Here is a 23,552-nt window from a genome sequence, read left to right on the forward strand (position 1 = left end):
TCGCCGGGGGGCGCGGTCCGGTCAACGGGGGTGTTGGGTGCCGACCTCCAAGGTCGAACCGGTTAGGGTCCGTTGTGGCGGGCAACTGCCCAACACCGAAGACAACGAGATTGCGGAGATCGAGGACGTGAGCATCCTGGAGTGGACGGACCTGGACCGTAAGGCGGTCGATGTGGTCCGTGCCCTGGCAATGGACGCGGTTGAGAAGGCGGGCTCGGGTCACCCTGGCACCGCCATGAGCCTGGCTCCGGCTGCATATCTGCTTTTTCAGCGTACGATGCGACACGACCCCTCCGACCCCAATTGGGTGGGTCGTGACCGATTCGTGCTCTCGTGTGGTCACTCGAGCCTGACGCTGTACATCCAGCTGTACCTGTCCGGATACGGGCTGACGCTGGAGGACATCGAGCGGCTGCGCCAGTGGGACAGCCTGACCCCCGGCCACCCGGAGCACGGCCACACCGCCGGCGTGGAGACCACCACCGGCCCGCTGGGCCAGGGCCTCGGCAACGCCGTCGGCATGGCCATGGCCGCCCGCCGCGAGCGCGGCCTGTTCGACCCCGACGCGGCGCCGGGCACCAGCCCGTTCGACCACCAGATCTGGTGCTTCGCCTCCGAGGGCGACCTCGAGGAGGGCATCAGCCACGAGGTCAGCGCCATCGCCGGCACCCAGAAGCTGGGCAACCTGGCCGTCGTCTTCGACAGCAACCACATCTCGATCGAGGGCGACACCCAGATCGCGCTGAACGAGGACATCGTCGCCCGCTACGAGGCCTACGGCTGGCACACCCAGGTCGTCGACTGGACCAAGACCGGCGACTACGTCGAAGACGTCCAGGCGCTGCACGACGCGCTCGAGGCCGCCCGCGCCGAGACCGACCGCCCGTCGTTCATCCGGCTGCGCACGATCATCGGCTGGCCCGCGCCGAACAAGCAGAACACCGAGAGCGTGCACGGCGCCAAGCTGGGCGCCGACGAGGTCGCCGCCACCAAGCGCATCATGGGCATGGACCCCGGCAAGTCCTTCGACGTGCCCGCCGAGGTGCTCGAGCACGCCCGCAAGGTCGCCGAGCGCGGCAAGACCGACCACGCCGAGTGGGAGAAGTCCTTCGCCGACTGGCGCGCGGCCAACGCCGAGCGCGCCGCGCTGTTCGACCGCATGGCCAAGCACGAGCTGCCGCAGGGCTGGGCCGAGGCCCTGCCGTCCTTCGAGGCGGGCACGAGCGTCGCCACCCGCGCCGCCAGCGGCCAGGTGCTCAACGCGCTGGCCCCGGTGCTGCCCGAGCTGTGGGGCGGCAGCGCCGACCTGGCCGGCTCGAACAACACCACGATGAAGGGCGAGCCGTCCTTCATCCCCGAGGAGTACCAGACCCACGAGTTCCCTGGTCACCGCTACGGCCGGACGCTGCACTTCGGCATCCGCGAGCACGGCATGGGCGCCATCCTCAACGGCATCGCCCTGCACGGCGGCACGCGGCCCTACGGCGGCACCTTCCTGGTCTTCTCCGACTACATGCGGCCCTCCGTACGGCTCGCGGCCCTGATGAAGCTGCCGGTCACCTACGTGTGGACCCACGACAGCATCGGCCTGGGCGAGGACGGCCCGACCCACCAGCCGGTCGAGCACCTGTGGGCGCTGCGCGCGATCCCCGGCCTCGACGTGGTACGGCCGGCCGACGCCAACGAGACGGCGGCCGCCTGGAAGACCGTGCTGGAGCACACCGACCGCCCGGCGGCCCTGGCGCTGACCCGGCAGAACGTCCCGGTCTACCCGGGCACCGACGCCGAGGGCGTCTCCAGGGGCGGCTACGTCATCAGCGAGGCCTCCTCCTCCCAGCCGCAGGTCATCCTGATCGGCACCGGCTCCGAGGTCGAGATCGCGGTCGACGCCCAGAAGCTCCTGGAGGAGCAGGGCTTCCCGACCCGCGTGGTGTCGATGCCGTGTGTCGAGTGGTTCCAGGGGCAGGATTCCGCCTACCGGCAGTCCGTGCTGCCGCCCGCGGTCAAGGCACGCGTCGCCGTCGAGGCGGGAATCGCGCTGGGCTGGCGGGAGTTCGTCGGAGAGCACGGCGAGGTGGTCTCCCTCGAACACTTCGGCGCCTCGGCGCCGTACAAGACTCTGTACGAGCAGTTCGGCCTCACGGCCGAGCGGGTGGCCGCCGCCGCTAAGGCGTCGCTGGCCAAGCTCGGTCACGACAAGGGCGAGACGACGGGAAACTGAGATGAGCGAGAACCTGAACAAGCTGTCCGGCCAGGGCGTGGCGATCTGGCTCGACGACATCAGCCGCGAGCGTCTGCGCAGCGGCAACCTGGAGCAGCTGATCCGCGAGAAGAACGTGGTCGGCGTGACCTCCAACCCGACGATCTTCGCCGCCGCGCTGGCCAAGGGTGACGCCTACGACACCCAGCTCCACGACCTGGCGGTGCGCGGCGTCGACGTCGGCGAGGCCGTGCGCGCCGTCACCACCTACGACATCCGCTGGGCCGCCGACGTGCTGCGCCCGGTCTACGACGCCACCAACGGCGTCGACGGCCGCGTGTCCCTCGAGGTCGACCCGCGCCTGGCGCGCGAGACCGAGAAGACCGTCGCCGAGGCGCGCGCGTTGTGGTGGATGGTCGACCGCCCCAACCTGCACATCAAGATCCCGGCGACGGTCGAGGGCCTGCCCGCGATCACGCAGGCGCTCAGCGAGGGCATCAGCGTCAACGTCACGCTGATCTTCTCGCTGGAGCGCTACCGCCAGGTCATGGACGCCTGGCTGACCGGCCTGGAGGCCGCGCAGGCCAAGGGCCTGAACCTGGCCGCGATCGAGTCGGTGGCCTCCTTCTTCGTCAGCCGCGTCGACACCGAGATCGACAAGCGCCTCGACGCCGCGGGCAAGCCGGAGCTGAAGGGCAAGGCCGGCATCGCCAACGCCCGCCTGGCCTTCGCCGCCTTCGAGGAGGTCATGGCCTCCGACCGCTGGAAGCGCCTGGCGGCCGCCGGAGCCCACCCGCAGCGCCCGCTGTGGGCCTCGACCGGCGTGAAGAACCCCGAATACTCCGACACGATGTACGTCGACCAGCTCGCGGTCGACGGCACGGTCAACACCATGCCGGAGAAGACGCTCGACGCGAGCGCCGACCACGCCCAGCTCACCGGCGACACCGTGCGCCCGTTCTACCAGGACGCGTGGAACACCATGAGCGCCCTGCGCGAGGCCGGCATCGACTACGACGACGTCGTCAAGGTCCTCGAGGACGAGGGCGTCGACAAGTTCGAGGTCTCCTGGAACGAGCTGCTGGAGAGCCTGTCCAAGAAACTGGCGGTCGTCTCATGAGTGAGGCGCCCCTGGAGGCGCCCGTGGAGGAGGCCGCCGCGGTGGCCTCCTCCGTGGCGGCGACCGCGACCACCGAGGAGGTGGTCGCGGCCAACCCGCTGCGCGACCCGCGCGACAAGCGCCTTCCGCGCGTGGCCGGGCCGTGCGTGCTGGTGCTCTTCGGCGTGACGGGTGACCTGGCCAAGCGCAAGCTGCTGCCGGCGATCTACGACCTGGGCAACCGGGGCCTGCTGCCTCCCGGCTTCTCGCTCGTGGGCTTCGCCCGGCGCGACTGGCAGCACCAGGACTTCCGCCAGCTGACCCACGACGCGGTCAAGGAGCACGCGCGGACCCCCTTCCGCGAGGAGGTCTGGAAGCAGCTGTCGGAGGGCATCCACTTCGTGCCCGGCGAGTTCACCGACGACGGCGCCTTCGACGCGCTGGCGATGGCGCTGAAGGAGATCGACCAGACCCGGGGCACCGGCGGCAACTACGCGTTCTACCTGTCGGTGCCGCCGAAGTTCTTCCCGGTCGTGGTGCAGCAGCTCAAGCGCACGGGCCTGGCCGACGCTCCCGACGACTCGTGGCGGCGGGTGGTCATCGAGAAGCCGTTCGGCCACGACCTCAAGAGCGCCCACGAGCTCAACGAGACGACCAACGAGGCCTTCCCCGAGTCGTCGATCTTCCGGATCGACCACTACCTGGGCAAGGAGACGGTCCAGAACATCATGGCGCTGAGGTTCGCCAACAACCTCTACGAGCCGATCTGGAACCGTTCCTACGTCGACCACGTGCAGATCACCATGGCCGAGGACATCGGCCTGGCCGGTCGCGCGGGCTACTACGACGGCATCGGCGCGGCCCGCGACGTCATCCAGAACCACCTGCTCCAGCTGCTGGCCCTGGTCGCCATGGAGGACCCGACCTCCTTCGACGCGAACTCCCTGCGGCGCGAGAAGGAGAAGGTGCTCAAGGCCGTCCGGCTGCCGGCCGACCTGGCCACCGGCACCGCGCGCGGCAAGTACGCCGCGGGCTGGCAGGGCGGCGAGAAGGTCGTCGGATACCTGGAGGAGGAGGGCATCCCCGCCGACTCCACCACCGAGACCTACGCCGCGCTCAAGCTGGAGATCGCCAACCGCCGCTGGGCGGGGGTGCCGTTCTACCTGCGCACCGGCAAGCGCCTGGGCCGCCGCGTCACCGAGGTGGCCGTCGTCTTCCAGCGGGCGCCGCACCTGCCCTTCTCCAAGGACGACACCGAGATCCTGGGGCAGAACGCCCTGGTCGTCCGGGTCCAGCCCGACGAGGGCATCACCGTGCGCTTCGGCTCCAAGGTGCCCGGCACGGCGATGGAGGTGCGCGACGTGTCCATGGACTTCGCCTACGGCGAGTCGTTCATGGAGTCGTCGCCAGAGGCCTACGAGCGGCTGCTGCTCGACGTGATGATCGGCGACCCGCCGCTCTTCCCGCACCAGCGGGAGGTGGAGCTGTCGTGGAAGATCCTCGACCCGGTCGAGGAGTTCTGGGCCACGCAGGGCCAGCCGGAGGACTACCCCTCAGGCACGTGGGGACCGCCCTCGGCGGACGCCATGATGGCCCGCGACGGTCGCACCTGGAGGAGACTGTGACCACGTTCGCGCTGACCGACACGACGGCCGGGAAGATCTCCTCGCAGCTGACCCACCTGCGTCACCAGATGGGCGCTCCCGCCATCGGGATGGTGCTCACCCTCGTCGTCGTCTGCGACGAGCGTGACCAGTACGACTCGCTGAAGGCGGCCACGGAGGCGGCGCGCGAGCACCCCTCACGCATCCTGGCGGTCATCAACCGCGAGCGCGACGAGGCCAACCGCCTCGACGCGGAGCTGCGCATCGGCGAGTCCACGCCCGGCGAGGTGGTGATCCTGCGGCTGTACGGCGAGCTCACCGAGCACGCCGACTCCGTGGTGTCGCCGCTGCTGCTGCCCGACACCCCCGTGGTGGCCTGGTGGCCGGGCAAGGCGCCCGCCGTTCCCGCCAAGGACTCGATCGGCGCCCTGGCCCAGCGGCGCATCACCGACGCCAAGGCCGGGGCCGACGGCATCAAGACCCTCGCCCACCTGGCCAAGGCCTACGCCCCCGGCGACACCGACCTGGCCTGGGCCAGGCTCACGCCGTGGCGTTCGCTGCTCGCCGCCGCCTTCGACCAGCCCGTCGGGAAGGTCAAGAAGGGCTTCGTGGAGGCCGCCGCCGGTCACCCGAGCGCTCCGCTGCTGGCGGCGTGGCTCACCGAGCGGCTGGGGGCTCCGGTCAAGGTCGCCGACTCTGCGGGGCCGGGCCTGACCGCCGTACGGCTGTCGCTGGGTGACGGCGAGCTCGCCGTGATCCGCGGCGACGCGCGCCTGGCCACGTTGTCGCGGCCGGGCCAGCCCGACCGGCACGTGGCGCTCGCCCGGCGCCACACCTCGGAGCTGCTGGCCGAGGAGCTGCGGCGGCTCGACTCCGACGAGGTCTACGAGACGTCGGTCAAACGCCTGGCCCGCTCGTTCAAGGGGTGAGGTGATCGACGGCGAGGGCCCGGCGGCACAGCACGCCGGGCCCTCGCCGTGCGCGGCCACCGCCGCCCGCCGTGAGAGAGTTACCGGGTGAGTTCCGTTCCCAACGTAGTAGTCCACCGTGATGCCGAGGTGCTGGCCAACGCCGTCGCCGCCCGGATCATCACCCGCCTCGTGGACGCCCAGGCCGCCAAGGGCAGCGCGCACCTGGTCCTGACCGGCGGCACGGTCGGCATCGCCACGCTCGCCGCCATCGCCGCGACCCCCGCCCGCGACGCCGTCGACTGGCGGCGCCTCGACGTGTGGTGGGGCGACGAGCGGTTCCTGCCCACCGGCGACCCCGAGCGCAACGAGACCGGCGCCCGCGCCGCCCTGCTCGACCACGTCGACCTCGACCCCTCCCGCGTGCACGTCATGCTCGGCCCCGACTCGGGCCTGAGCGCCGAGGAGTCGGCCGACGCCTACGCCACGGAGCTGGCCAAGGCCGCGCGCCCCGAGGACCACGGCCCCGTGCCCTCCTTCGACGTGCTGCTGCTGGGCATGGGCCCCGACTCCCACGTCGCCTCGCTCTTCCCCGGCATGCCCGCGCTCTACGACACCCGGCCGGTGGTCTCGGTGCACGGCTCCCCCAAGCCGCCGCCCACCCGCATCTCGCTGACCCTGCCCGCCATCCAGGCCGCCCGCGAGGTGTGGGTCGTGGCCTCGGGCCAGGAGAAGGCGGGCGCCGTACGGCTGGCGCTGGCCGACTCCGGGCCCGTCCAGGTCCCGGCCGCCGGGGCCCGCGGGCGTTCACGCACACTGTTCCTGCTCGACCGGGCCTCCGCCGCCAAGATCCCGCCCGGCCTGGGACGTATCGCCTCGCCCTGAGCCCTAGGATTCGCCCAAGGGGCGGGCCCGGTTCGGGGGAGCTCGCGCGGGCGGTCATGGCCTCTGGCAACCGCCACCACACCCCTTCACTCACCTCATGGAGCTCGTAGTGCTGCGCAAGATCCCCGACCTGCGCCCCAAGCCCTTCCCGCTGATCAGCCAGGAGGAGTGGAAGAAACCCCAGGAGGTGCTCAACCGCCTCTACACCGACGCCGAGGCGTGGGCGATGGAGGTGTGCGGCTGGTACCTGGACGACCGGGTACGGCAGCGCCGTACCTCCAAGTCGCTCAGGGGGCTGGCGATCGTGCTGGCAGCGGCGGGCGCGTTGCAGCCGCTGGCCGCCGCGGCGTCGGGGGCGGGCAGCCTGGGCTGGGGGTACGTGCTGCTGGCCGGGGCGGGGGTGTGCGTGGCCTTCGACCACCTGCTGGGCCTGTCGTCGCGCTGGATGCGCGACATGGTGACCGCCCAGCGCATCCAGCGGCGGCTCAGCGACTTCCAGCTGGGCTGGGCGGCGCTGAACGCCCAGCAGATGACGCCGCCGGTGCGGGAGTACCTGGCGACGCTGCGCGCGTTCGTGACGGACGTGTCGACGATCATGAGCGACGAGACGTCGGAGTGGGTGTCGGAGTTCCAGGCGGGGCTGACGCAACTGCCGTCGGCGCACCAGCCGGGTGAGCGCTGAGTATGGACATGCTTTACTTCGCCTGACAGAGTATGAGGCGTGAAGTGGTGGCCGGCGGCGATCATCGTGGGCGCCCTGCTCGCCGTGGGACTGTCGGCGGGGACGGCAGGAGACTTCAGGGGCGAGTTCGACAGCAGCATCGGCGACTTCGGCTGGATCGGCTCGCCGCGCTTCCCCAAGACCATGCAAGAGGCGGCCGAGTCGGAGAACGTCTTCGTCTACCGCGAGCGCGACGTCAACAGCAACCTCTGGTACAGCCTGGTGGGCGGGACGTTCGTGGCGCTGCTGGTGGCCACGATCCTGGCGATCCTCTACGCCATCATCAAGAACCTCATCCGCCAGCGCGATCCGCCCATGCCGAGCGCCGGGCGGGGGCCACCGGTGGAGGAGGTGGAGCTGCACCAGGAGGCGGTGCGCTCCGCCGTACGCGCCGCGTTGCAGGAACTGGACGACGGCGACGATCCACGCAAGGCGGTCATCGCCTGCTGGCTACGGCTGGAGCACGAGGCCGCCGAGGCAGGGGTGCCGCGACTGGTGGGCGACACCCCGCAAGAGCTCGTCGCCAGATTGCTGGCCGACCACGACGAGGAGGCGCTGCGACAGCTCATGGGCGCCTACCACCTGGCACGCTACGCCCCACACGAGGTGAGCGAGGAACTGCGCAGCACGGCCAGACACGCACTCGCACGGGTGGAGGCACACGCGACATGAGATGGTGGCCGGTCGGACTCGTCCTGGGGGCGCTGCTGATCGTGGGGCTGACGTCGATGATGGTCGGCCAGATCAGCGGCGAGTTCAACAGCGAGGTCGGCGACTTCTCCGGGCTGGGGCCTCCCGCGCAGGCCAGGAAGCCCGGGGCCGGAGGCGGCGACCACTATGTCTACCGCGAGAACTCGTTCAACACGGACCTGTGGTTCGGGCTTTTCGGCTGGCTGCTCGTCGCGCTGCCGGGGATCACGATCAGCGTGATCCTCTACGAGGCGATCAAGCACCTGCTCAAGCAGCGGCAGCCGTACCAGCCCAGCGCCCACCGCGGACCGGCGGTCGAGGAGGAGGAGCTGCACCCCGACCTGGTGCGCTCGGCCGTACGCGCCGCGTTGCAAGAGCTGGACGACGGTGACGATCCACGCAAGGCGGTCATCGCCTGCTGGCTGCGGCTGGAGCACGAGGCCGCCGGCGCGGGGGTGCCACGGCTGGTGGGCGACACGCCCGGCGAGCTCGTCGCCAGGTTGCTGGCCGACCACGACGAGGAGGCGCTGCGACAGCTCATGGGCGCCTACCACCTGGCACGCTACGCCCCACACGAGGTGAGCGAGGAACTGCGCAGCACGGCCAGACACGCACTCGCACGGGTGGAGGCACACGCGACATGAGATGGTGGCCGGTCGGACTCGTCCTGGGGGCGCTGCTGATCGTGGGGCTGACGTCGATGATGGTCGGCGAGATCAGCGGCGAGTTCAACAGCGAGGTCGGCGACTTCTCCGGGCTCGGCCCGCCGATCGTCCCGCTCAACCAGGACGAGAAGAAGGAGACCGAGGGGGTCTTCCTCTACCGGCACAGCTCGTTCGACACGAACCTGTGGGTGAGCCTGGCCGGAGGGCTGTTCGTCGCCGTGCTCGCGGGGACGATCCTGGCGATCCTCTACGCGATCATCAAGAGCCTCATCAAGCAACGTGATCCCCGCCGGCCGAGCGTGCATCGCGGGCCGCCGGTCGAGGAGATGGAGGTGCACCCGGAAGCGGTGCGCACCTCCGTGCGAGCCGCCCTGCAAGAGCTGGACGAGGGTGACGATCCGCGTAAGGCGGTTATCGCCTGCTGGCTGCGGCTGGAGCACGAGGCCGCCGGCGCGGGGGTGCCACGGCTGGTGGGCGACACGCCCGGCGAGCTCGTCGCCAGGTTGCTGGCCGACCACGACGAGGAGGCGCTGCGGCAGCTCATGGGCGCCTACCACCTGGCACGCTACGCCCCGCACGAGGTGAGCGAGGAGCTGCGGAGCACGGCCAGGCAGGCGCTCCACCGGCTTCACGCATCACGAAACCTCGTCGAAACCCGCCATGAGTAGACATATCGTCACTTCGCCTGACAGAGTATCCTCCACCGTAGGGGAGGATCATGTGGGCAAAGGGAGATGGTTGCCGCTTGCCCTGATCGTGGCGGGACTGGTGGCCGTGGGGCTGACAGCGGGCACGATCGGCGACTTCAAGGGCGACTTCAACTCCAGCATCGGCGACTTCAGCTGGGCCGGCCAGGTCGAGAAGGTCATGAACCAGGACGAGAAGGCCGAGGCGGACGGTGTCTTCGGCTATCGCGACAGCTCGTTCGACACCAATCTGTGGGTGACCATCGCGGGCTTCGCGCTGGTGTCGCTCCTGGTGATCACCATCCTGGTCATCCTGTACCACCTGATCAAGCACCTGCTGAAGAAGATCGACCCGCCCCTGCCGTCCGCCTCGCGCGGGCCGGGCGTGGAGTTCGAGTCTGAGCCCGAGCCGGTGCAGGCCGCGGTGCGGGCGAGCCTGGAGGAGCTGGACGATGGCGACGATCCGCGCAGGGCGGTCATCGCCTGCTGGCTGCGGCTGGAGCGGGCGGCCGCGGAGGCCGGATTGCCGCCGATGGCGGCCGACACTCCGGAGGAACTGGTGGCCAGGCTGCTGGAAGACCTCGACGAGGAGGCGTTGCAGCGGCTCAAGCAGGTCTACCACCTGGCGCGCTACGCCCCGCACGAGGTGAGCGAGGAGCAGCGCGCCGTCGCCAGGCAGGCGCTGGAGACCCTGATCGCCGCAACACCCGTGGTGGAGCCCGTATGACGAGGAAATGGCTGCTGATCATCGGCGCGGCCACGGTGGCCGCGTGGTTCGCCGCCCCGCCGGTGGGCGAAGAGCTCGGCTACGAGTTCGAGAGCTGGCGCATGGCGCTGCTGGTGCTGGCGGGGACCACGGTCTACGCCCTGGTCCACACGCTGCCGCGGCCCAAGGAGCCGGCCTTCCGCCCGCGCTCGTCGCAGACCGCCGTGCACAGCCCGGCCGTCGCCGACGGCGTGGGCCTGTGGGAGCAGCGGCTGCGGGCGGCGCGCAAGGACCCGGAACGGTTCGACCTCATCGTGCGGCAGCGGCTGCGCGAGATCACGGCCGACCGGCTCGAGCATCGCCGCGGCCTGCGCCTGGAGCAGGCGCAGGACCTGCTCGGCGAGGAGCTGCACACCCTGCTGACCACCCCCGTGACCACCGTGCCGAGCGAGGCCGAGCTGGCCAGGATGATTACTCGTATTGAGGAGATATAGATGGAACTCTCCGAGGTTGGCCGCCTGGCGGGCTCCGTCCTCGACCGCGTCGAGACGGTCGTCGTCGGCAAGCGCGAGGCCCTGGAGACGGTGCTCACCGGCATCCTGGCCGGCGGGCACGTGCTGCTGGAGGACTTCCCCGGCCTGGCCAAGACGCTGACGGCGCGCAGCTTCGCCCAGACCCTCGGCCTCGACTTCCGCCGCCTGCAGTTCACGCCCGACCTGCTGCCGGCCGACGTGACCGGCTCGTTCCTGTACAACCAGCGCAGCGGCGAGTTCGACTTCCGCCCCGGCCCGATCTTCACCGACCTGATGCTGGCCGACGAGATCAACCGCACCCCGCCCAAGACCCAGTCGGCGCTGCTGGAGGCGATGCAGGAGCGCCAGGTCAGCGTCGAGGGCGTCACGCACCCGCTGACGACGCCCTTCCACGTCCTGGCCACCGCCAACCCGGTGGAGTACGAAGGCACCTACCCGCTGCCCGAGGCGCAGCTCGACCGTTTCCTGCTGCGCGTCTCCTTCGGCTATCCGACGCCGGAGGAGGAGTGGCAGGTGCTGTCCAAGCGCATGGCCCGCCGCCAGGAGGAGGCGCTGCTCGACCCGGTCGTCGACGCCGAGACCCTGGTCTCCATGCAGAAGGCGCTGGAGGACGTGGCGGTGGACGACTCGGTCGGCCGCTACATGGTCGAGCTCACCGCCGCCACCCGCAAGCACCCGCAGGTGCAGATGGGCGCCTCGCCGCGAGGCTCGCTGGCGTTGCTGCTGACCTCACGGGCCAGGGCCGTGCTGCAGGGCCGCGACTACGTCATCCCCGAGGACGTCAAGCACATGGCGGGTCCCGCGCTGGCGCACCGCATCAGCCTGCGGCCCGAGGTGTGGCTGCGCAAGGTCGAGCCGTCGGCCGTCGTGGCCGAGGTCTGCGCGCAGGTGCACGCCCCCTCCTCGGCCCAGCTGCCCTCCTACAGCACCCGATGAGCTCCGGGCCCACTCCCACGCGGGCGGGCGGCTGGACCCCGACCCCCGCGCTGCGCCGGGCGAGCGTGATCGGCGGCGTGCTGCCGATCGCCGCGCTCGTCCTGGGCCGCGCCGACATCCTGCTGCTGGCCGTACCGTTCGTGATCGGCGCGGTCGCCTCGCTGCTGCGGCGGCCGGAGGGCGACCCGGCCGGCACGCTGACCCTGGCCAACCCCTCGGTCCTGGAGGGCGAGGTCGTCGACGCGCAGGTGACCGTCAGCGGGCACAGCCAGGTGCCGGTCCACTGCCTGCTGACCCCGCGCACCGCGCCGTTCCTGGAGCCCGCGTACGGCTCGCGCCACCGCACGGTGGTGGTACGGCCCGGCCGCCTCACCAAGGTCACCTGGGGCTACACCACCAAGACCTGGGGCATGCTCGAGGTCGGGCCGGTGCACGTGACCGCCTTCGCCTGCGACGGCCTGCTGGAGCAGCGCGAGTTCCGCATCCCCGTGGCCCGCGTGGCGGCGCTGCCGCATCCCGACAGTTTCGAGTCGCGCACGCAGCTGCCCAACGCCAACGGCCTGTCGGGCGTGCACCGCTCGCGCCGTCCCGGCGAGGGCGGCGAGCTGGCGGGTGTGCGGCGGTTCCAGGCCGGCGACCGGCTGCGCCGCATCGACTGGCGCACGACCGTGCGCACCGGCGAGACCTACGTCAACGCGACGTTGTCGGAGCGCGACGCCGAGGTGACGATCATCATCGACGTGCTGCACGAGCCGCCGCTCGGCACCGCCGTACGGGCCGCGGCGGCCATCGCCGCGCACTACACCGGCAAGGGCGACCGGGTGACGATCGTCGAGTTCGGCTCGCTGCGGCGCAAGCTGCGGCCGGGTACGGGCCGGCGCCACTACCTGGCGGCGCTGGAGTGGCTGGCGTCCGTGCGCGCGAACGGCGGAGCCAGTGACGAGTCGGGCGAACGGATGCTCAGCGCGGCGCTGGCGCCGGGGCGCGGGCTGGTCTTCATGCTCACCCCGCTCCTGGACCAACGCAGCGTCACGGGCCTGGCGCGCCTGGCCATGAGCCGCCGGTCGCTGGTGGCCGTCGACACGCTCCACGAGGAGCACGGCGGCGGCCTGCCCGAGCGGTTGTGGTGGCTGGAGCGCGACAACTTCATCGCCTCGCTGCGCGACGCGGGCGTGCCGGTAGAGCCCTGGCGGGAGTCAGGCAGCCTCGACCTGGTCCTGCGCGACGTCGCGCGGATGGAGATGAGCCGATGAAACGGGTTCGGGCGGAGGTAGGCCGATGAAATGGGTTCGGGTGGAGGTAGGCCGATGAAATGGTCACGGTTCACCTGGGTGAGCTTGGGCGTTCGGCTGGTGCTGGCGGCCAGCGGATGGCTGGCGCTGAACCTGTCCTTCCCGCCGCAGTTCGCCGACGGGCCGCTGTGGCCGCCGCTGGCGGTCGCGCTGGCGATCTTCGCGGCGGTGTGGCCCCGCTCCCCCGCGGTCAGCGGCATGATCGCGGCGACCGTGACGATCTGGATCGTCGGCGGGCTCGTCTACGACGCGCCGGTCGACCCGCTCGGCGCCCTGCTGGTGGGCTGCGCCCTGTACGTGCAGCACACCTCGGCGGCGCTGGCCGCGCAGGTGCCGCTCGCGGGCGACGTCCCGGCGCGCCTGATCGGCCCCTGGGCGCTGCGGACCGGCCTGGTCCTGGTGGTCACGACCCTGGTCTACCTGGTGGTGGTGCTGGTTCCGCCGCTGCTGGGCGACGTGCCGACGCTCGTCATGCTGCCGCTGGGCGCGCTGGGCGCCGTCACCGTCGCGGCGGTCGTCCGGCACGTGCTGCAGCGCCCGTCGCCGGCGGAGTGAGCCTCAGGCGGGCGACGGCGTGAGGGCGCCGATCTCCGCCTTGAGGGCCCGCTTGTCCGCCTCGGGCAGGAACGAGGCGGACACCGCGTTGGCGGCCAGCCGGGCCAGTCCCGCCTCGTCCAGCCCGGCCACGCGGGCGGCGACGCGGTACTCCTCGGTCAGCGTGGTGGCGAACATCGGCGGGTCGTCGCTGTTGATGGTGACGAACAGGCCCTCCTCCAGCAGCCGGGGCAGCGGGTGCTCGGCGATGGCGGCGACCTGGCCGGTGCACACGTTGGAGGTCGGGCAGACGTCCAGCGGAAGCTGCGTCTCGCGCAGGTGCGCGACCAGCCGGTCGTCGCCCAGGCAGGAGATGCCGTGGCCGACGCGCTCGGCGTGCAGGCCCTCGATCACCTCCCAGATGGTCTCGGGTCCTGTCATCTCGCCGCCGTGGGGCACGCTGTGCAGGCCGGCGGCGCGGGCCGCGGCGAACGCGGCGCGGAAGGCCTGACGGTACGGCGGGCGGCTCTGCTCGATGCCGGCCAGGCCGAAACCTGTCAAAGCCTTGGGAGGTTCTTCGAGGGCATGCTTCAAGGTGATCGTCGCCGCCTCCTCGCCGTACTCCCCGGGAATGTCGAAGATGTAGGCCATGCGCACGCCGTATTCCTCGAAGGAGCGGGCGGCGGCCAGGTCGAGCGCCTCGGTCACCGCGCGCATCGGCAACCCCATGCGCCAGTGCGCGTACGGGGTGACCTGGAGTTCCGCGTAGCGGCCGTTCTGTCCCGCCAGGTCCTTGGCCAGGCCGGTCACCAGGGTGTGCACGTCCTCCGGCTCGCGCACCAGGGAGTTGACCTTGGAGTAGACCCGGGCGAAGTGCGGGAAGTCGGTGAAGGTATAGAAGGCGCGCAGTTCCCGCTCGCCGGTCGGCACGCCGCGGTCGGGGTGGCGCCTGGCCAGTTCGAGCACGGTCTCGACCGAGGCGGAGCCGACCAGGTGCACGTGCAACTCCACCTTGGGGAGCGCGTCGATGAAGGCGTCAAGGGTGGTCATGCCGCCCGACCTTGTCACGAAATTTCGTGCCCTAGAAGGCTTTGGGGCTGAATCTCACACAGACTTGTAAGGTTCGACGAGCGGCATGAGCACCCCGTCGACGGTGTCGGCCACGAACGCGTCGTCGAAGGTCGGGCCGACGAAGATCATCCGGTGCCACACCAGCGCCTCGGCCACCGTGTAGAGCCTGGACGGGTCGGCCCGGCCGTACCCCGCGCGCTCCAGCAGCGCCTCCGCCCCGCCGATGTCCTTGACCGGCATGTGCGAGCGCAGCGCGCGGGCCAGCTCCTGGTTCGACACGATCGTCGACGACAGCCCGATGATCAGCCCGTACTTGCGCTCGATCATGTCGCACAACCCCCGCACCAGCGTGAGCAGGTCGTCGCGCAGGGAACCGGTGGGTTCGACGACCGGCACGTCGAGCTGGAAACGCCTGCAGATTACGTCGACGACCAGCTCGGGCTTGCCCGCCCAGCGGCGGTAGAGCGTGGCCTTGCTGGCCCTGGCCCGCTTGGCGATCCTGTCGACCGTCATCCGGTCGTAGCCCACCTCCGACAGCAGCTCCAGGGTGGCGTCGATGATGGCCCGTTCCCTGTCGGGATCGAGTGGAGCCACGTGCACGTCCTTCTAGCGCTCGGCGATCTGCTCGAATCGTACGCCCGTCAGCTGCTCGGACACGTCCCACAGGCGCGTGGCGAGCTCCTGGGAGCGGGCTGCGGCGGAGGGGGTGAGCCGCTGCAGCTTCGGGCCGATGTACTCACCACCGCGCACGTCCGGCGAGGTCGCGGCGTGGATCGAGGAGAGCGCGCCCTTCTCCGGCGACTTCAGCAGCAGCCCCGTCACCCACTGCAGGCGGCCCAGCTTGAAGATCTCGGTGGCGGTGGCGCCCGGGTGCGTCGCCACGCTCACCAGGTCGAGCCCGGCCCGCCTGACCCGGCGGTCCAGCTCGGCGGCGAAGAGCATGTTGCACAGCTTGGAGCGGCCGTAGGAGCTCATCTTGGCGTAGCCCTTGGTCAGGGGCAGGTCGTCGAAGTCGAGCCGGCCCGACTTGTGCGCGTCGCTGGCGACGGCGACGACCCGCGCCCCCGGGTTCTTCAGCAGCACCGGCAGCAGCAGCCCGGTGAGCGCGAAGTGCCCAAGGTGGTTGACGCCGAACTGCAGCTCGAAGCCGTCCTTGGTCGTCTGCGGCGAGAGCATGCCCACCCCCGCGTTGTTGACCAGGACGTCGACGGCCCCCACGTCCGCCGCGAACGAGCGCACGGAGGCGAGGTCGGCCAGGTCGAGGGTGCGCTGCTCGACGTCGGCGCCGGGTACGGCGGAGCGGATCGTCTGCGCGGCGGCCCGTCCCTTGTCCGGCGAGCGGGTGGCCAGGACGACGCGCATGCCCTGGGCGGCCAGGGCCCGGGCGGTGGGCAGGCCGATGCCGGTGTTGGCGCCGGTGACGATGGCGGTTCTCATGCCGACTCCCAGGTGTACGAAACCGTTTCGTACACCCTACATGCGCTCCAGCCGCTGGCGCGCGAGCCGCTCCTCCCTCCTGGCCACCTCCAGCCGCTGCTGGGCCTCGGCCAGCTTCTTCCTGGCCTTGTCGAGCTTCTGGGTGAGCCTGGCGACCTTGTCGGCGCGCTCCTCGTGGGCCTGGACGGCCTGCGCCAGCATGTCGCGCCACTCGGTGTAGGCGGACTCGGCCTCCTCCCGCTCCCTGGCCTTGCGCTCCTCGGCCTGGCGGGTCTCCTCCTCGCTCGGTTTGTCCTTGGCGCGCCGTACCTGCTCGCGAGGGATCGGGGCCGGGGCGAAGCCGCTGTAGCTGAGCGGCTTGGCCAGGTGGCCGCGGCGCACCTGCTCGGCCGCCTCCGCGTCGACCACCGCGGCGTCCAGGGTCTGGTCCACCTCGGCGGCGGCGGTGCTCGACAGGCCCGACCGCTCGCGGATCAGCCGCGACAACCTCCCCGTCGCCTTGGCGCGCCGCCGGGTCAGCTCGGCCAGCGCGTCGGCGTCGTGCGCCCGCCAGGCCTCGCGCAGCCGCTCCCCCACCTCCAGCAGTTCGTCGAGCTCGCCCGGCTGCTCGTGGGCGAGCCGGTTCAGCGCCCAGGCGGACACCGTGGGCTTGCGCAGCCTGCCGATCGCCTGCGCGAGCGGTACGTCGCCGGCCTGCTTCGCCGCGCGGACCCGCTCGTCGCGGGCGGCCGTGAACTCGGCCGGCGGCAGGGCGTAGAGGCCGGTGGCGATCTCGTCAAGATCCACCCCTGAGGAATACCCCAATTGAGCCGTTTTCTAGCGCATAGTGGAGGTCGAGGGAGGCCGCCGTGTTCGAACGCTTCACCGATCGTGCCCGCCGTGTGGTCGTCCTGGCCCAGGAGGAGGCCAGGCTGCTCAACCACAACTACATCGGCACCGAGCACATCCTGCTCGGCCTGATCAACGAGAGCGAGGGCGTGGCCGGGCGCGCCCTGGGCCAGTGCGGGATCGACATCGGACAGATCCGCGGGTTCGTCCAGGAGATCGTCGGCATGGGCGACCGCCCTCCCGGCGGGCACATCCCGTTCACGCCGCGCGCGAAGAAGGTCCTGGAGCTGTCGCTCCGGGAGGCGTTACAACTCGGGCACAACTACATCGGCACCGAGCACATCCTGCTCGGGCTGATCCGCGAGGGCGAGGGCGTGGCCGCGCAGGCGCTGGTCAGGTATGGCGCCGACCTCGACAGGATCAGGCAGGTCGTGGTCACGCTGCTGCACGGACGGCCGCAGCGGCACGACGACGACCCTCCCGTCGACCTGACCGCTCCCCTGCCCCCGCATCCGGCGGCCCCGCCGTACCTCGGCCCGCGCGGTCCCGGGCTCATCGACCGGCTGGACCGGCTGCAGTCCTCGCTCGACGGGCTCGCGGCGTCGGTCGACCGCATCGAACGGCACCTGGGCATCGAACGCCCGGCCGAACCCGAGGAGGCCCCGCTCGACCGTCCCACGGAGGGCTCACCGACCGACCCGCCCTCCGTCGAAGACGGCGGCTCAGAGGAGGGCCGCGACGCCGGCCACGGGTAGGTGCGCCGCCACCACTCCCGGGTCCTCGGTGTAGGCCAGGGTGGCGCCGAGCCTGACGAGCAGGCTGCGCATGCGCGCGTTGTCGGACAACATCGTCGCCCGCACCTCGGCGTAGCCGTGGTCGCGCGCGATCTGCACCAGCATCCTGGCCAGCGCCGTGCCCACGCCCTTGCCCTGCCACCGGTCCTCGACCAGGAAGGCCATCTCGGCGATCCCGGGATCCGGAGTGAACATGAGGTTGGCCATCGCCACGACCTGGCCGTCGAAGCAGGCCACGAGCGACTGCCCGCGCGAGCGGTCGACCAGCCGGTCGAACACGCGCGGCGGCAGCGCGGGCATGCTGGTGAAGTAGCGGAAACGGCGGCTCTCAGGACTGCACCTGTCGTGCAGGTCGCGCACGGCCTCACGGTAGATCCCGGTGAGCGGGCGCACGTCCAGCTCCGTGCCGTCGCCGAGGGTCAGGCTGCGCTCGTTGCCGGCCTGCTCGACCGGCGGCTGGGCGAGCCTGACGAACGCCGCCGCCCTGGCCGCCTCCGTCATGGTGAAGGGCAGTTCGGTACGGCGCAGCCGTACCGCGCGCTTCTCGGCCACGCGGACGACGAGCTGGGTCGGGTCGGGAAGATCGCTCACGCTCTCACCGTAGATCCACCGGGCGTCGTCCGCGCGCAGCAGCTCGGCCATCAGCTCCGGCAGGCGCCAGGGCATCGCGCGCACCCGGGTGGCCAGCAGCAGCGCCCTGGTCGGCTCGTCGGTCAGCTCGTGGGCGCTGGCCGGGACGACCAGCACCCGGCGCCCGCCCGCCGCCTCCAGCGCCTCGCGCACGGCCTCGGGCGAGGCCGGGATCTCGGCGACGAACTCGTCGACGGTGCCGTCCACGTCGGGCTGCACGCTCAGGCCCAGGATGTTGCCGCCCCGCTCGGCCAGGGCCGCGGCCAGCTTGGCCAGGCGGCCGGGTCGCTCGTCCACTGTGGTTCTGATCCGCAGGAATCCCATGTGTAAGAGGATGAAGGAGCTCTGTTACACCGTCGCTACGTGCGCGTTTCTAGAGAAATGGCATTATTGCAGCTCATGAGTACGCGTGTTCCACTGTCTGACGGGTTCGTCAACGGAGAGGTCTCCTTCTGGTACCGCTCCTCGGGTGTGCCCGCCCCGCGCCGACGCCTGGACGGGCCGTTGTCGGCGGATGTCGTGATCGTCGGCGCCGGATACACCGGCCTGTGGACCGCCTACTACCTCAAGAAATCGGCTCCCGGCCTGCGCGTCGTCGTGCTGGAGCAGGAGTTCGCCGGCTTCGGCGCCTCCGGCCGCAACGGCGGCTGGCTGACCGGCGACCTGGCCGGTTCGCACGAGCTGTACGCCAAGTCCCACGGCGCCGAGGCCGCCGTGGCGCTGCAGCGGGAGATGTTCGCCTCCGTCGACGAGGTCATCGCGGTCTGCGCCAAGGAGGGCGTCGACGCCGACATCGTCAAGGGCGGCGTGCTGACCGTCGCCCGCAACACCGCCCAGGCCTCCCGGCTGCGCGCCCACGTCGACGAGGCCAGGGCGCAGGGCTTCGGCGCCGGCGACCTGGAGTTGCTGTCGGCCGCCGAGTCGCAGGAGCGGCTGCGGGTGGCGGGCACGGTGCAGGGGTCGTGGAGCCCGCACTGCGCGCGCATCCAGCCCGCCAAGCTCGCGCTCGGGCTGGCTGAGGCGGTGCGCTCGCTCGGCGTGGAGATCTACGAGGGCACTCCCGTGTTGTCGATCGAGCCGAAGCGGGCGGTCACCCCGTACGGCGTCGTGTCCGGAGATTTCATCATCCGCGCGACCGAGGGCTTCACCTCGCGCCTCAAGGGCCTGCGCCGCCAGTGGCTGCCCATGAACAGCTCGATGATCGTCACCGAGCCGCTGCCCGACTCCTTCTGGGAGAGCGTCGGCTGGCAGGGCGCCGAGTTGCTCGGCGACATGGCCCACTACTACATGTACGCCCAGCGCACCGCCGACGGCCGCATCGCCTTCGGCGGGCGCGGACGGCCCTACCTGTACGGCTCGCGCGTCGACGCCCGCGGCCACACCCACGACTGGACCGTCGAGGCGCTCTGGCAGCTGCTGGTCGACTTCTTCCCCGCCGCGTCGTCGTCGAAGGTCGCCCACGCCTGGTCCGGCGTGCTCGGCGTGCCGCGCGACTGGTGCTCGACCGTGCACGTCGACCGCGAAACGGGGCTCGGCTGGGCGGGCGGGTACACGGGGCACGGGGTGACGACGACCAACCTGGCCGGCCGTACCCTGCGTGACCTCGTCCTGGGCGAGCAGACCGCGCTGACCGCGCTGCCGTGGGTGGGGCGCAAGGTGCGCGCGTGGGAGCCGGAGCCGCTGCGGTGGCTCGGCGTGCACTCGATGTACCGGCTGTATCGCACCGCCGACGCCCGGGAGCGCTCGATGCGGCGCACCTCGGTGCTGGCCCGCTTCGCCGACCTCATCACGGGGCACTGACGCCCGCGGGCCAGGCCCAAGCTTTGACGAGTCTTGGCCCGCGCGCCGGTCTCATCCGCGCCTTCCGGGCAGAGACCAGGCTATGGACGGCCTCGAGAAGGGCGCGGGCACGGTGGAGCTGATCCGCCGCCGGCTGCACGACCTGCGCCACGCCATGCGTCGCGAAGCGGTCATCGCCGACACCACCTGCCGCCTGGCGGCGCAGCGCAACGTGCTGCCCGCCGAGGCGGCCGCCCAGCTGGCCAGGCTCTCGGCCGAGAGCGGCATGGACCTGGTCGAGGTGGCCAGGTCACTCGAACTCGATCCCGAACCGGTCCCCTCCGGCGAACAGGACGCGGTTCCGAGCTGGGTGGTGTCCACGTTGCAGGCCGTCCACGTCTCGGCGGCCTACCTGCTGCCCGTGCACGACCCGTCGGGCAGGGTGGTGGACTTCACGGTGGCCGAGGCCAACGACGTCGCCGCCGACGTGACCGGGCGCGGGCGCGACTACCTGCTGGGCGGCCGCGTACTCCTCCGCACGCCCGGACTGGCCCGCTCGGGGCTCTTCGAGGAGTATCTGCAGGTCTACGAGACCGGCAGGGCCTTCCGCCGGGGGCCGTTCGAGTACGTGGAGGTCAGGGAGGGGCTGCTGTGGCCCGCCTCGGTCACCGTGCGCGCCGTACGCGTCGAGGACGGCCTGCTGGCCACCTGGCGCACCCACGACGACGAGGAGCGCCTGGTCGCGGGCTGGGAACGCGCCCAGCGCATCGCGGAGCTGGGCTGGGCGGAGTGGAACCTGGCCACGGGCCGGGCGTTGTGGACGCCGCAGATGTACGAGATGTTCGGCCGCGACGCCCGCGAGGGGCCGCTCGGCCTCGACGAGTTGCCCGGCATGGTCGTGGCCGAGGACCAGCCCCTGGTGCGCGAGCAGATGTGCGCCCTTCTCGCCGACCGGGAGGCGATCGAATCGGAGTTCAGGGTCCAGCAGCGGCACGGGGTACGGCACCTGCGCCTGGTGAGCGAGCCGGTGCTCGACCGGCACGGTCTGCTGGTGGCGATCAGGATCATGGCGCAGGACGTCACCGAGAGCAGGCGCAGGGAACGCGCCCTCGTCCGCGCCCACGAGCGCGCGGACTCCGAGAAGGAGCGCGCCGAACGTGAGCGCCAGGTGGCCACGCGCCTGCAGGACACGCTGCTGCCGGTGCGCAGGGGCGTGCTCGACCTGCCAGGGCTGCGCATAGCGCTGCGCTACCACCCGGACGAGGAGACCGGGCGCATCGGCGGCGACTGGTTCAAGGCCAGGCCGCTCCCCGACGGGCAGGTGCTCATCGCCGTGGGCGACGCCATGGGGCACGGCCTGGCCGCGGCCGGGCTCATGGCCACGATGCGCAGCGGCCTGGCGGGCCTGGCCTACACCGGCGCCCCGGCCGACCGGCTGGCGACCTGGCTCAACGAGCTGATGTACCACGCCAACCCCGGCATCACCGCCACCGGCACCGCGATCATCGGCCACTACCGGCCGGCGGACCGCGTGCTGTCATGGGTGAACGCCGGCCATCCCAGCCCGGTCCTGATCCGCGACGGCGAGGCGAGCCTGCTGGAGGCCGAGGGCGGCGCCATGCTCGGCGCCTTCGAGACGATGGAGTATCGCCTCACCACCACCCCCCTCAAGCAGCACGACCTGCTGCTGCTCTACACCGACGGCATCATCGAGCGGCGCGGCCACGACCTGGAGGAGGGCCTGCGGGCGCTGCTGGAGGCGGCCGCCGACGTGGACGTGCGCGACGACCCCGAGCAGAGCCTCGACATCATCCTGCGCAGGCTCGGAGCCGAGCGTTCCGACGACGACGTCTGCCTGCTGGCGCTGACGATCCTGTGACTTCTCCGGTGAGCGGGAGCACTAGTCTCAATCCCGACACCAAAGGAGAAGCATGGACATCCTCTTCCGGGGCGGCCGGGTTTTCACCGCCAAGGGCGACTTCGCCGAAGCCGTGCTGGTGCGCGACGGCGTGATCGCGGCGGTGGGCGCCGCCCGGGACCTGGCCACCGGAGCGCACGAGACCGTGGACCTGGCGGGAGGCCTGCTGACGCCGGGCTTCACCGACGCGCACATCCACCCGGTGCAGGCCGGGCTGGAGCGGGCCAAGTGCGACCTGTCCGAGGTCTACGGACTGGATGAGTACGTGGCCAGGGTGGCCGAGTACGCGGCCGACCACCCCGGCAGGGAGTGGGTCGACGGCGGCGGCTGGGACATGTCGGCCTTCCCCGGCGGCCTGCCGCGCCGCGAGCAGCTGGACTTCCTGGACCGCCCGGTCTACCTGATCCAGCGTGACCACCACGCCGCCTGGGTGAACACCAGGGCGCTGGAGCGCGCGGGCATCACCAGGGACACGCCCGACCCGGCCGACGGCAGGATCGAGCGCGACGCCGACGGCACGCCGACCGGCGTGCTCCACGAGGGCGCGATGGACCTGGTGGGCCTGCTGACCCCGCGGCCCACCCAGCAGGACATGGACGACGCCCTCGTCGACGCGCAGCGGCACCTGTTCAGCCTGGGCATCACGGGCTGGCAGGACGCCATCGTGGGCTCCTACGCGGGCTCCGACGACCAGTTGCCCACCTACGTCTCCGCGGCCGCCTCCGGCCGTCTCAGGGCCCGCGTGGTGGGCGCCCTGTGGTGGGAGCGCACCAGGGGCGCCGAGCAGATCGAGGATCTCCTCCAGCGGCGCAAGTCGGCCGAGGGCCTCGACCGGTTCTCGGCCACCTCCGTCAAGATCATGCAGGACGGCATCGCGGAGAACTACACCGCCGCCGTGCTGGAGCCGTACTGCCTGTGCGGCGGCACCGGCCTGTCGTACGTGGACCCTGACCTGCTCAAGGGCTACGTGGCCGAGCTCGACCGGCACGGCTTCCAGATCCACTTCCACGCGATCGGCGAGCGCGCCGTGCGCGAGGCCCTCGACAGCTTCGCCGGCACCGACCCGGCCAACCGCCACCACATCGCGCACCTGCAGATCATCGAGCCCAGCGACATCCCGCGCTTCGCCGAGCTCGGCGTGACGGCCAACCTGCAACCCCTGTGGGCGACCCACCACGCCCAGATGGACGAGCTGACCATCCCCTACCTCGGCGAGCCCCGCTCGTCGTGGCAGTACCCCTTCGCCGACCTGCAGCAGGCGGGCGCCCGCTTCTGCGCGGGCAGCGACTGGCCGGTCTCCAACGCCGACCCGCTGCAGGCGATGCACGTCGCGGTCAACCGCACCGAACCGGGCAGCTCGGTGCACGCCGGCTACCCGACGGCGCAGACGCCGTTCCTGCCCGGCCAGAAGCTGGACCTGGCCACCGCGCTGACCGCCTACACGGCCGGATCCGCGTGGATCAACCGCTCGCCCGCCGGGGTCATCGAGCCGGGCCGCCCCGCCGACCTGGTGGTGCTGGACCGCGACCCGTTCGACCTCCCGGCACAGGAGCTGTGGACCACGAAGGTCAGGATGACGTTCGTGGACGGGCAGGCCGTCCACCAGGCGTGAGCCCTGGAACGCGCCGAAGCCCTC

22 protein-coding genes and 1 pseudogene are annotated in these 23,552 nt (G+C 71.4%); 18 read left to right on the top strand and 5 right to left on the bottom strand.

Going from position 1 to position 23,552, the window contains the following annotated elements:
- Nucleotides 1-133 precede the first annotated feature (133 nt).
- The 14 genes from tkt (at nt 134) to ACIBH1_RS46435 (ending at nt 13,480) form a co-directional block, all read left to right on the top strand.
- The gene (gene tkt / locus ACIBH1_RS46370) at nt 134-2,221 is read left to right on the top strand and encodes a transketolase (RefSeq protein ID WP_397320579.1); all 2,088 of its coding nucleotides are present in this window, start codon (nt 134-136) and stop codon (nt 2,219-2,221) included.
- Between the two features lies 1 nt (nt 2,222).
- Nucleotides 2,223-3,320: a transaldolase gene (gene tal, locus ACIBH1_RS46375; protein WP_397320518.1), complete on the top strand. Its 1,098-nt coding sequence runs from the start codon at nt 2,223-2,225 to the stop codon at nt 3,318-3,320.
- Nucleotides 3,317-4,924, top strand: a complete 1,608-nt coding sequence (gene zwf, locus ACIBH1_RS46380; RefSeq protein ID WP_397320519.1) for a glucose-6-phosphate dehydrogenase — start codon at nt 3,317-3,319, stop codon at nt 4,922-4,924. The genes tal and zwf overlap by 4 nt, the downstream gene beginning before the upstream one ends.
- Complete coding sequence (locus ACIBH1_RS46385; RefSeq protein ID WP_397320520.1) at nt 4,921-5,832, top strand: glucose-6-phosphate dehydrogenase assembly protein OpcA; 912 nt, start codon at nt 4,921-4,923, stop codon at nt 5,830-5,832. The genes zwf and ACIBH1_RS46385 overlap by 4 nt, the downstream gene beginning before the upstream one ends.
- A gap of 87 nt (nt 5,833-5,919) precedes the next feature.
- Nucleotides 5,920-6,696: a 6-phosphogluconolactonase gene (pgl, locus tag ACIBH1_RS46390; protein WP_397320521.1), complete on the top strand. Its 777-nt coding sequence runs from the start codon at nt 5,920-5,922 to the stop codon at nt 6,694-6,696.
- A gap of 97 nt (nt 6,697-6,793) precedes the next feature.
- The gene (locus ACIBH1_RS46395) at nt 6,794-7,378 is read left to right on the top strand and encodes an SLATT domain-containing protein (protein WP_397320522.1); all 585 of its coding nucleotides are present in this window, start codon (nt 6,794-6,796) and stop codon (nt 7,376-7,378) included.
- Nucleotides 7,379-7,417: 39 nt separating this feature from the next.
- A complete protein-coding gene (locus ACIBH1_RS46400; RefSeq protein ID WP_397320523.1) occupies nt 7,418-8,089 on the top strand; it encodes a DUF4129 domain-containing protein in 672 nt (223 codons plus the stop codon).
- Complete coding sequence (locus tag ACIBH1_RS46405; protein WP_397320524.1) at nt 8,086-8,751, top strand: DUF4129 domain-containing protein; 666 nt, start codon at nt 8,086-8,088, stop codon at nt 8,749-8,751. Before ACIBH1_RS46400 ends, ACIBH1_RS46405 begins: the two co-directional genes overlap by 4 nt.
- Nucleotides 8,748-9,440, top strand: coding sequence for a DUF4129 domain-containing protein (locus ACIBH1_RS46410; RefSeq protein ID WP_397320525.1), 693 nt, complete (start codon nt 8,748-8,750; stop codon nt 9,438-9,440). Before ACIBH1_RS46405 ends, ACIBH1_RS46410 begins: the two co-directional genes overlap by 4 nt.
- Before the next feature lie 70 nt (nt 9,441-9,510).
- On the top strand, nt 9,511-10,185 hold the full coding sequence (locus ACIBH1_RS46415; RefSeq protein ID WP_397320526.1) for a DUF4129 domain-containing protein: 675 nt from the start codon (nt 9,511-9,513) through the stop codon (nt 10,183-10,185).
- A complete protein-coding gene (locus ACIBH1_RS46420) occupies nt 10,182-10,658 on the top strand; it encodes a hypothetical protein (protein WP_397320527.1) in 477 nt (158 codons plus the stop codon). The genes ACIBH1_RS46415 and ACIBH1_RS46420 overlap by 4 nt, the downstream gene beginning before the upstream one ends.
- Nucleotides 10,659-11,633: an AAA family ATPase gene (locus tag ACIBH1_RS46425; RefSeq protein ID WP_397320528.1), complete on the top strand. Its 975-nt coding sequence runs from the start codon at nt 10,659-10,661 to the stop codon at nt 11,631-11,633. It begins immediately after the preceding gene.
- A complete protein-coding gene (locus ACIBH1_RS46430; protein WP_397320529.1) occupies nt 11,630-12,886 on the top strand; it encodes a DUF58 domain-containing protein in 1,257 nt (418 codons plus the stop codon). The genes ACIBH1_RS46425 and ACIBH1_RS46430 overlap by 4 nt, the downstream gene beginning before the upstream one ends.
- Before the next feature lie 78 nt (nt 12,887-12,964).
- Nucleotides 12,965-13,480, top strand: coding sequence for a hypothetical protein (locus ACIBH1_RS46435; protein ID WP_397320530.1), 516 nt, complete (start codon nt 12,965-12,967; stop codon nt 13,478-13,480).
- Nucleotides 13,481-13,483: 3 nt separating this feature from the next.
- Here the strand turns inward: ACIBH1_RS46435 and add are convergent, their stop codons facing one another.
- From add to ACIBH1_RS46455, 4 genes are read right to left on the bottom strand one after another with little or no spacing between them, the layout of a single operon-like run.
- Nucleotides 13,484-14,509: an adenosine deaminase gene (add, locus tag ACIBH1_RS46440; RefSeq protein WP_397320531.1), complete on the bottom strand. Its 1,026-nt coding sequence runs from the start codon at nt 14,507-14,509 to the stop codon at nt 13,484-13,486.
- A gap of 54 nt (nt 14,510-14,563) precedes the next feature.
- Entirely contained in the window at nt 14,564-15,124 is a 561-nt protein-coding gene (locus tag ACIBH1_RS46445) for a TetR/AcrR family transcriptional regulator (protein ID WP_397320532.1), read from the bottom strand.
- Between the two features lie 12 nt (nt 15,125-15,136).
- Nucleotides 15,137-15,967: an oxidoreductase gene (locus ACIBH1_RS46450; RefSeq protein WP_397320533.1), complete on the bottom strand. Its 831-nt coding sequence runs from the start codon at nt 15,965-15,967 to the stop codon at nt 15,137-15,139.
- 36 nt (nt 15,968-16,003) lie between these two features.
- Nucleotides 16,004-16,753, bottom strand: coding sequence for a hypothetical protein (locus tag ACIBH1_RS46455; protein ID WP_397320534.1), 750 nt, complete (start codon nt 16,751-16,753; stop codon nt 16,004-16,006).
- A 62-nt stretch (nt 16,754-16,815) separates the two neighbouring features.
- Between ACIBH1_RS46455 and ACIBH1_RS46460 the strand changes: the two are divergent.
- A pseudogene (locus tag ACIBH1_RS46460) lies at nt 16,816-17,247 on the top strand (Clp protease N-terminal domain-containing protein); the annotation flags it as partial.
- Nucleotides 17,248-17,517: 270 nt separating this feature from the next.
- On the opposite strand, the gene ACIBH1_RS46465 reads toward ACIBH1_RS46460, so the two are convergent.
- A complete protein-coding gene (locus ACIBH1_RS46465) occupies nt 17,518-18,543 on the bottom strand; it encodes a GNAT family N-acetyltransferase (protein WP_397320535.1) in 1,026 nt (341 codons plus the stop codon).
- 75 nt (nt 18,544-18,618) lie between these two features.
- On the opposite strand from ACIBH1_RS46465, the gene ACIBH1_RS46470 reads away from it, so the two are divergent.
- The 3 genes from ACIBH1_RS46470 to ACIBH1_RS46480 all read left to right on the top strand — a co-directional run bounded on the left by ACIBH1_RS46470 (nt 18,619) and on the right by ACIBH1_RS46480 (nt 23,528).
- Nucleotides 18,619-20,019, top strand: a complete 1,401-nt coding sequence (locus tag ACIBH1_RS46470; protein WP_397320536.1) for an NAD(P)/FAD-dependent oxidoreductase — start codon at nt 18,619-18,621, stop codon at nt 20,017-20,019.
- Nucleotides 20,020-20,101: 82 nt separating this feature from the next.
- Nucleotides 20,102-21,877 carry a PP2C family protein-serine/threonine phosphatase gene (locus ACIBH1_RS46475; RefSeq protein ID WP_397320537.1) on the top strand — a complete coding sequence of 592 codons (1,776 nt, stop codon included), beginning with the start codon at nt 20,102-20,104 and terminating at the stop codon, nt 21,875-21,877.
- A 52-nt stretch (nt 21,878-21,929) separates the two neighbouring features.
- Nucleotides 21,930-23,528, top strand: a complete 1,599-nt coding sequence (locus ACIBH1_RS46480; RefSeq protein WP_397320538.1) for an amidohydrolase — start codon at nt 21,930-21,932, stop codon at nt 23,526-23,528.
- The last annotated feature ends 24 nt before the right edge of the window (nt 23,529-23,552 follow it).

It is taken from the genome of Nonomuraea sp. NPDC050663 (genome assembly GCF_044456985.1).
Classification (GTDB): Bacteria; Actinomycetota; Actinomycetes; order Streptosporangiales; family Streptosporangiaceae; genus Nonomuraea.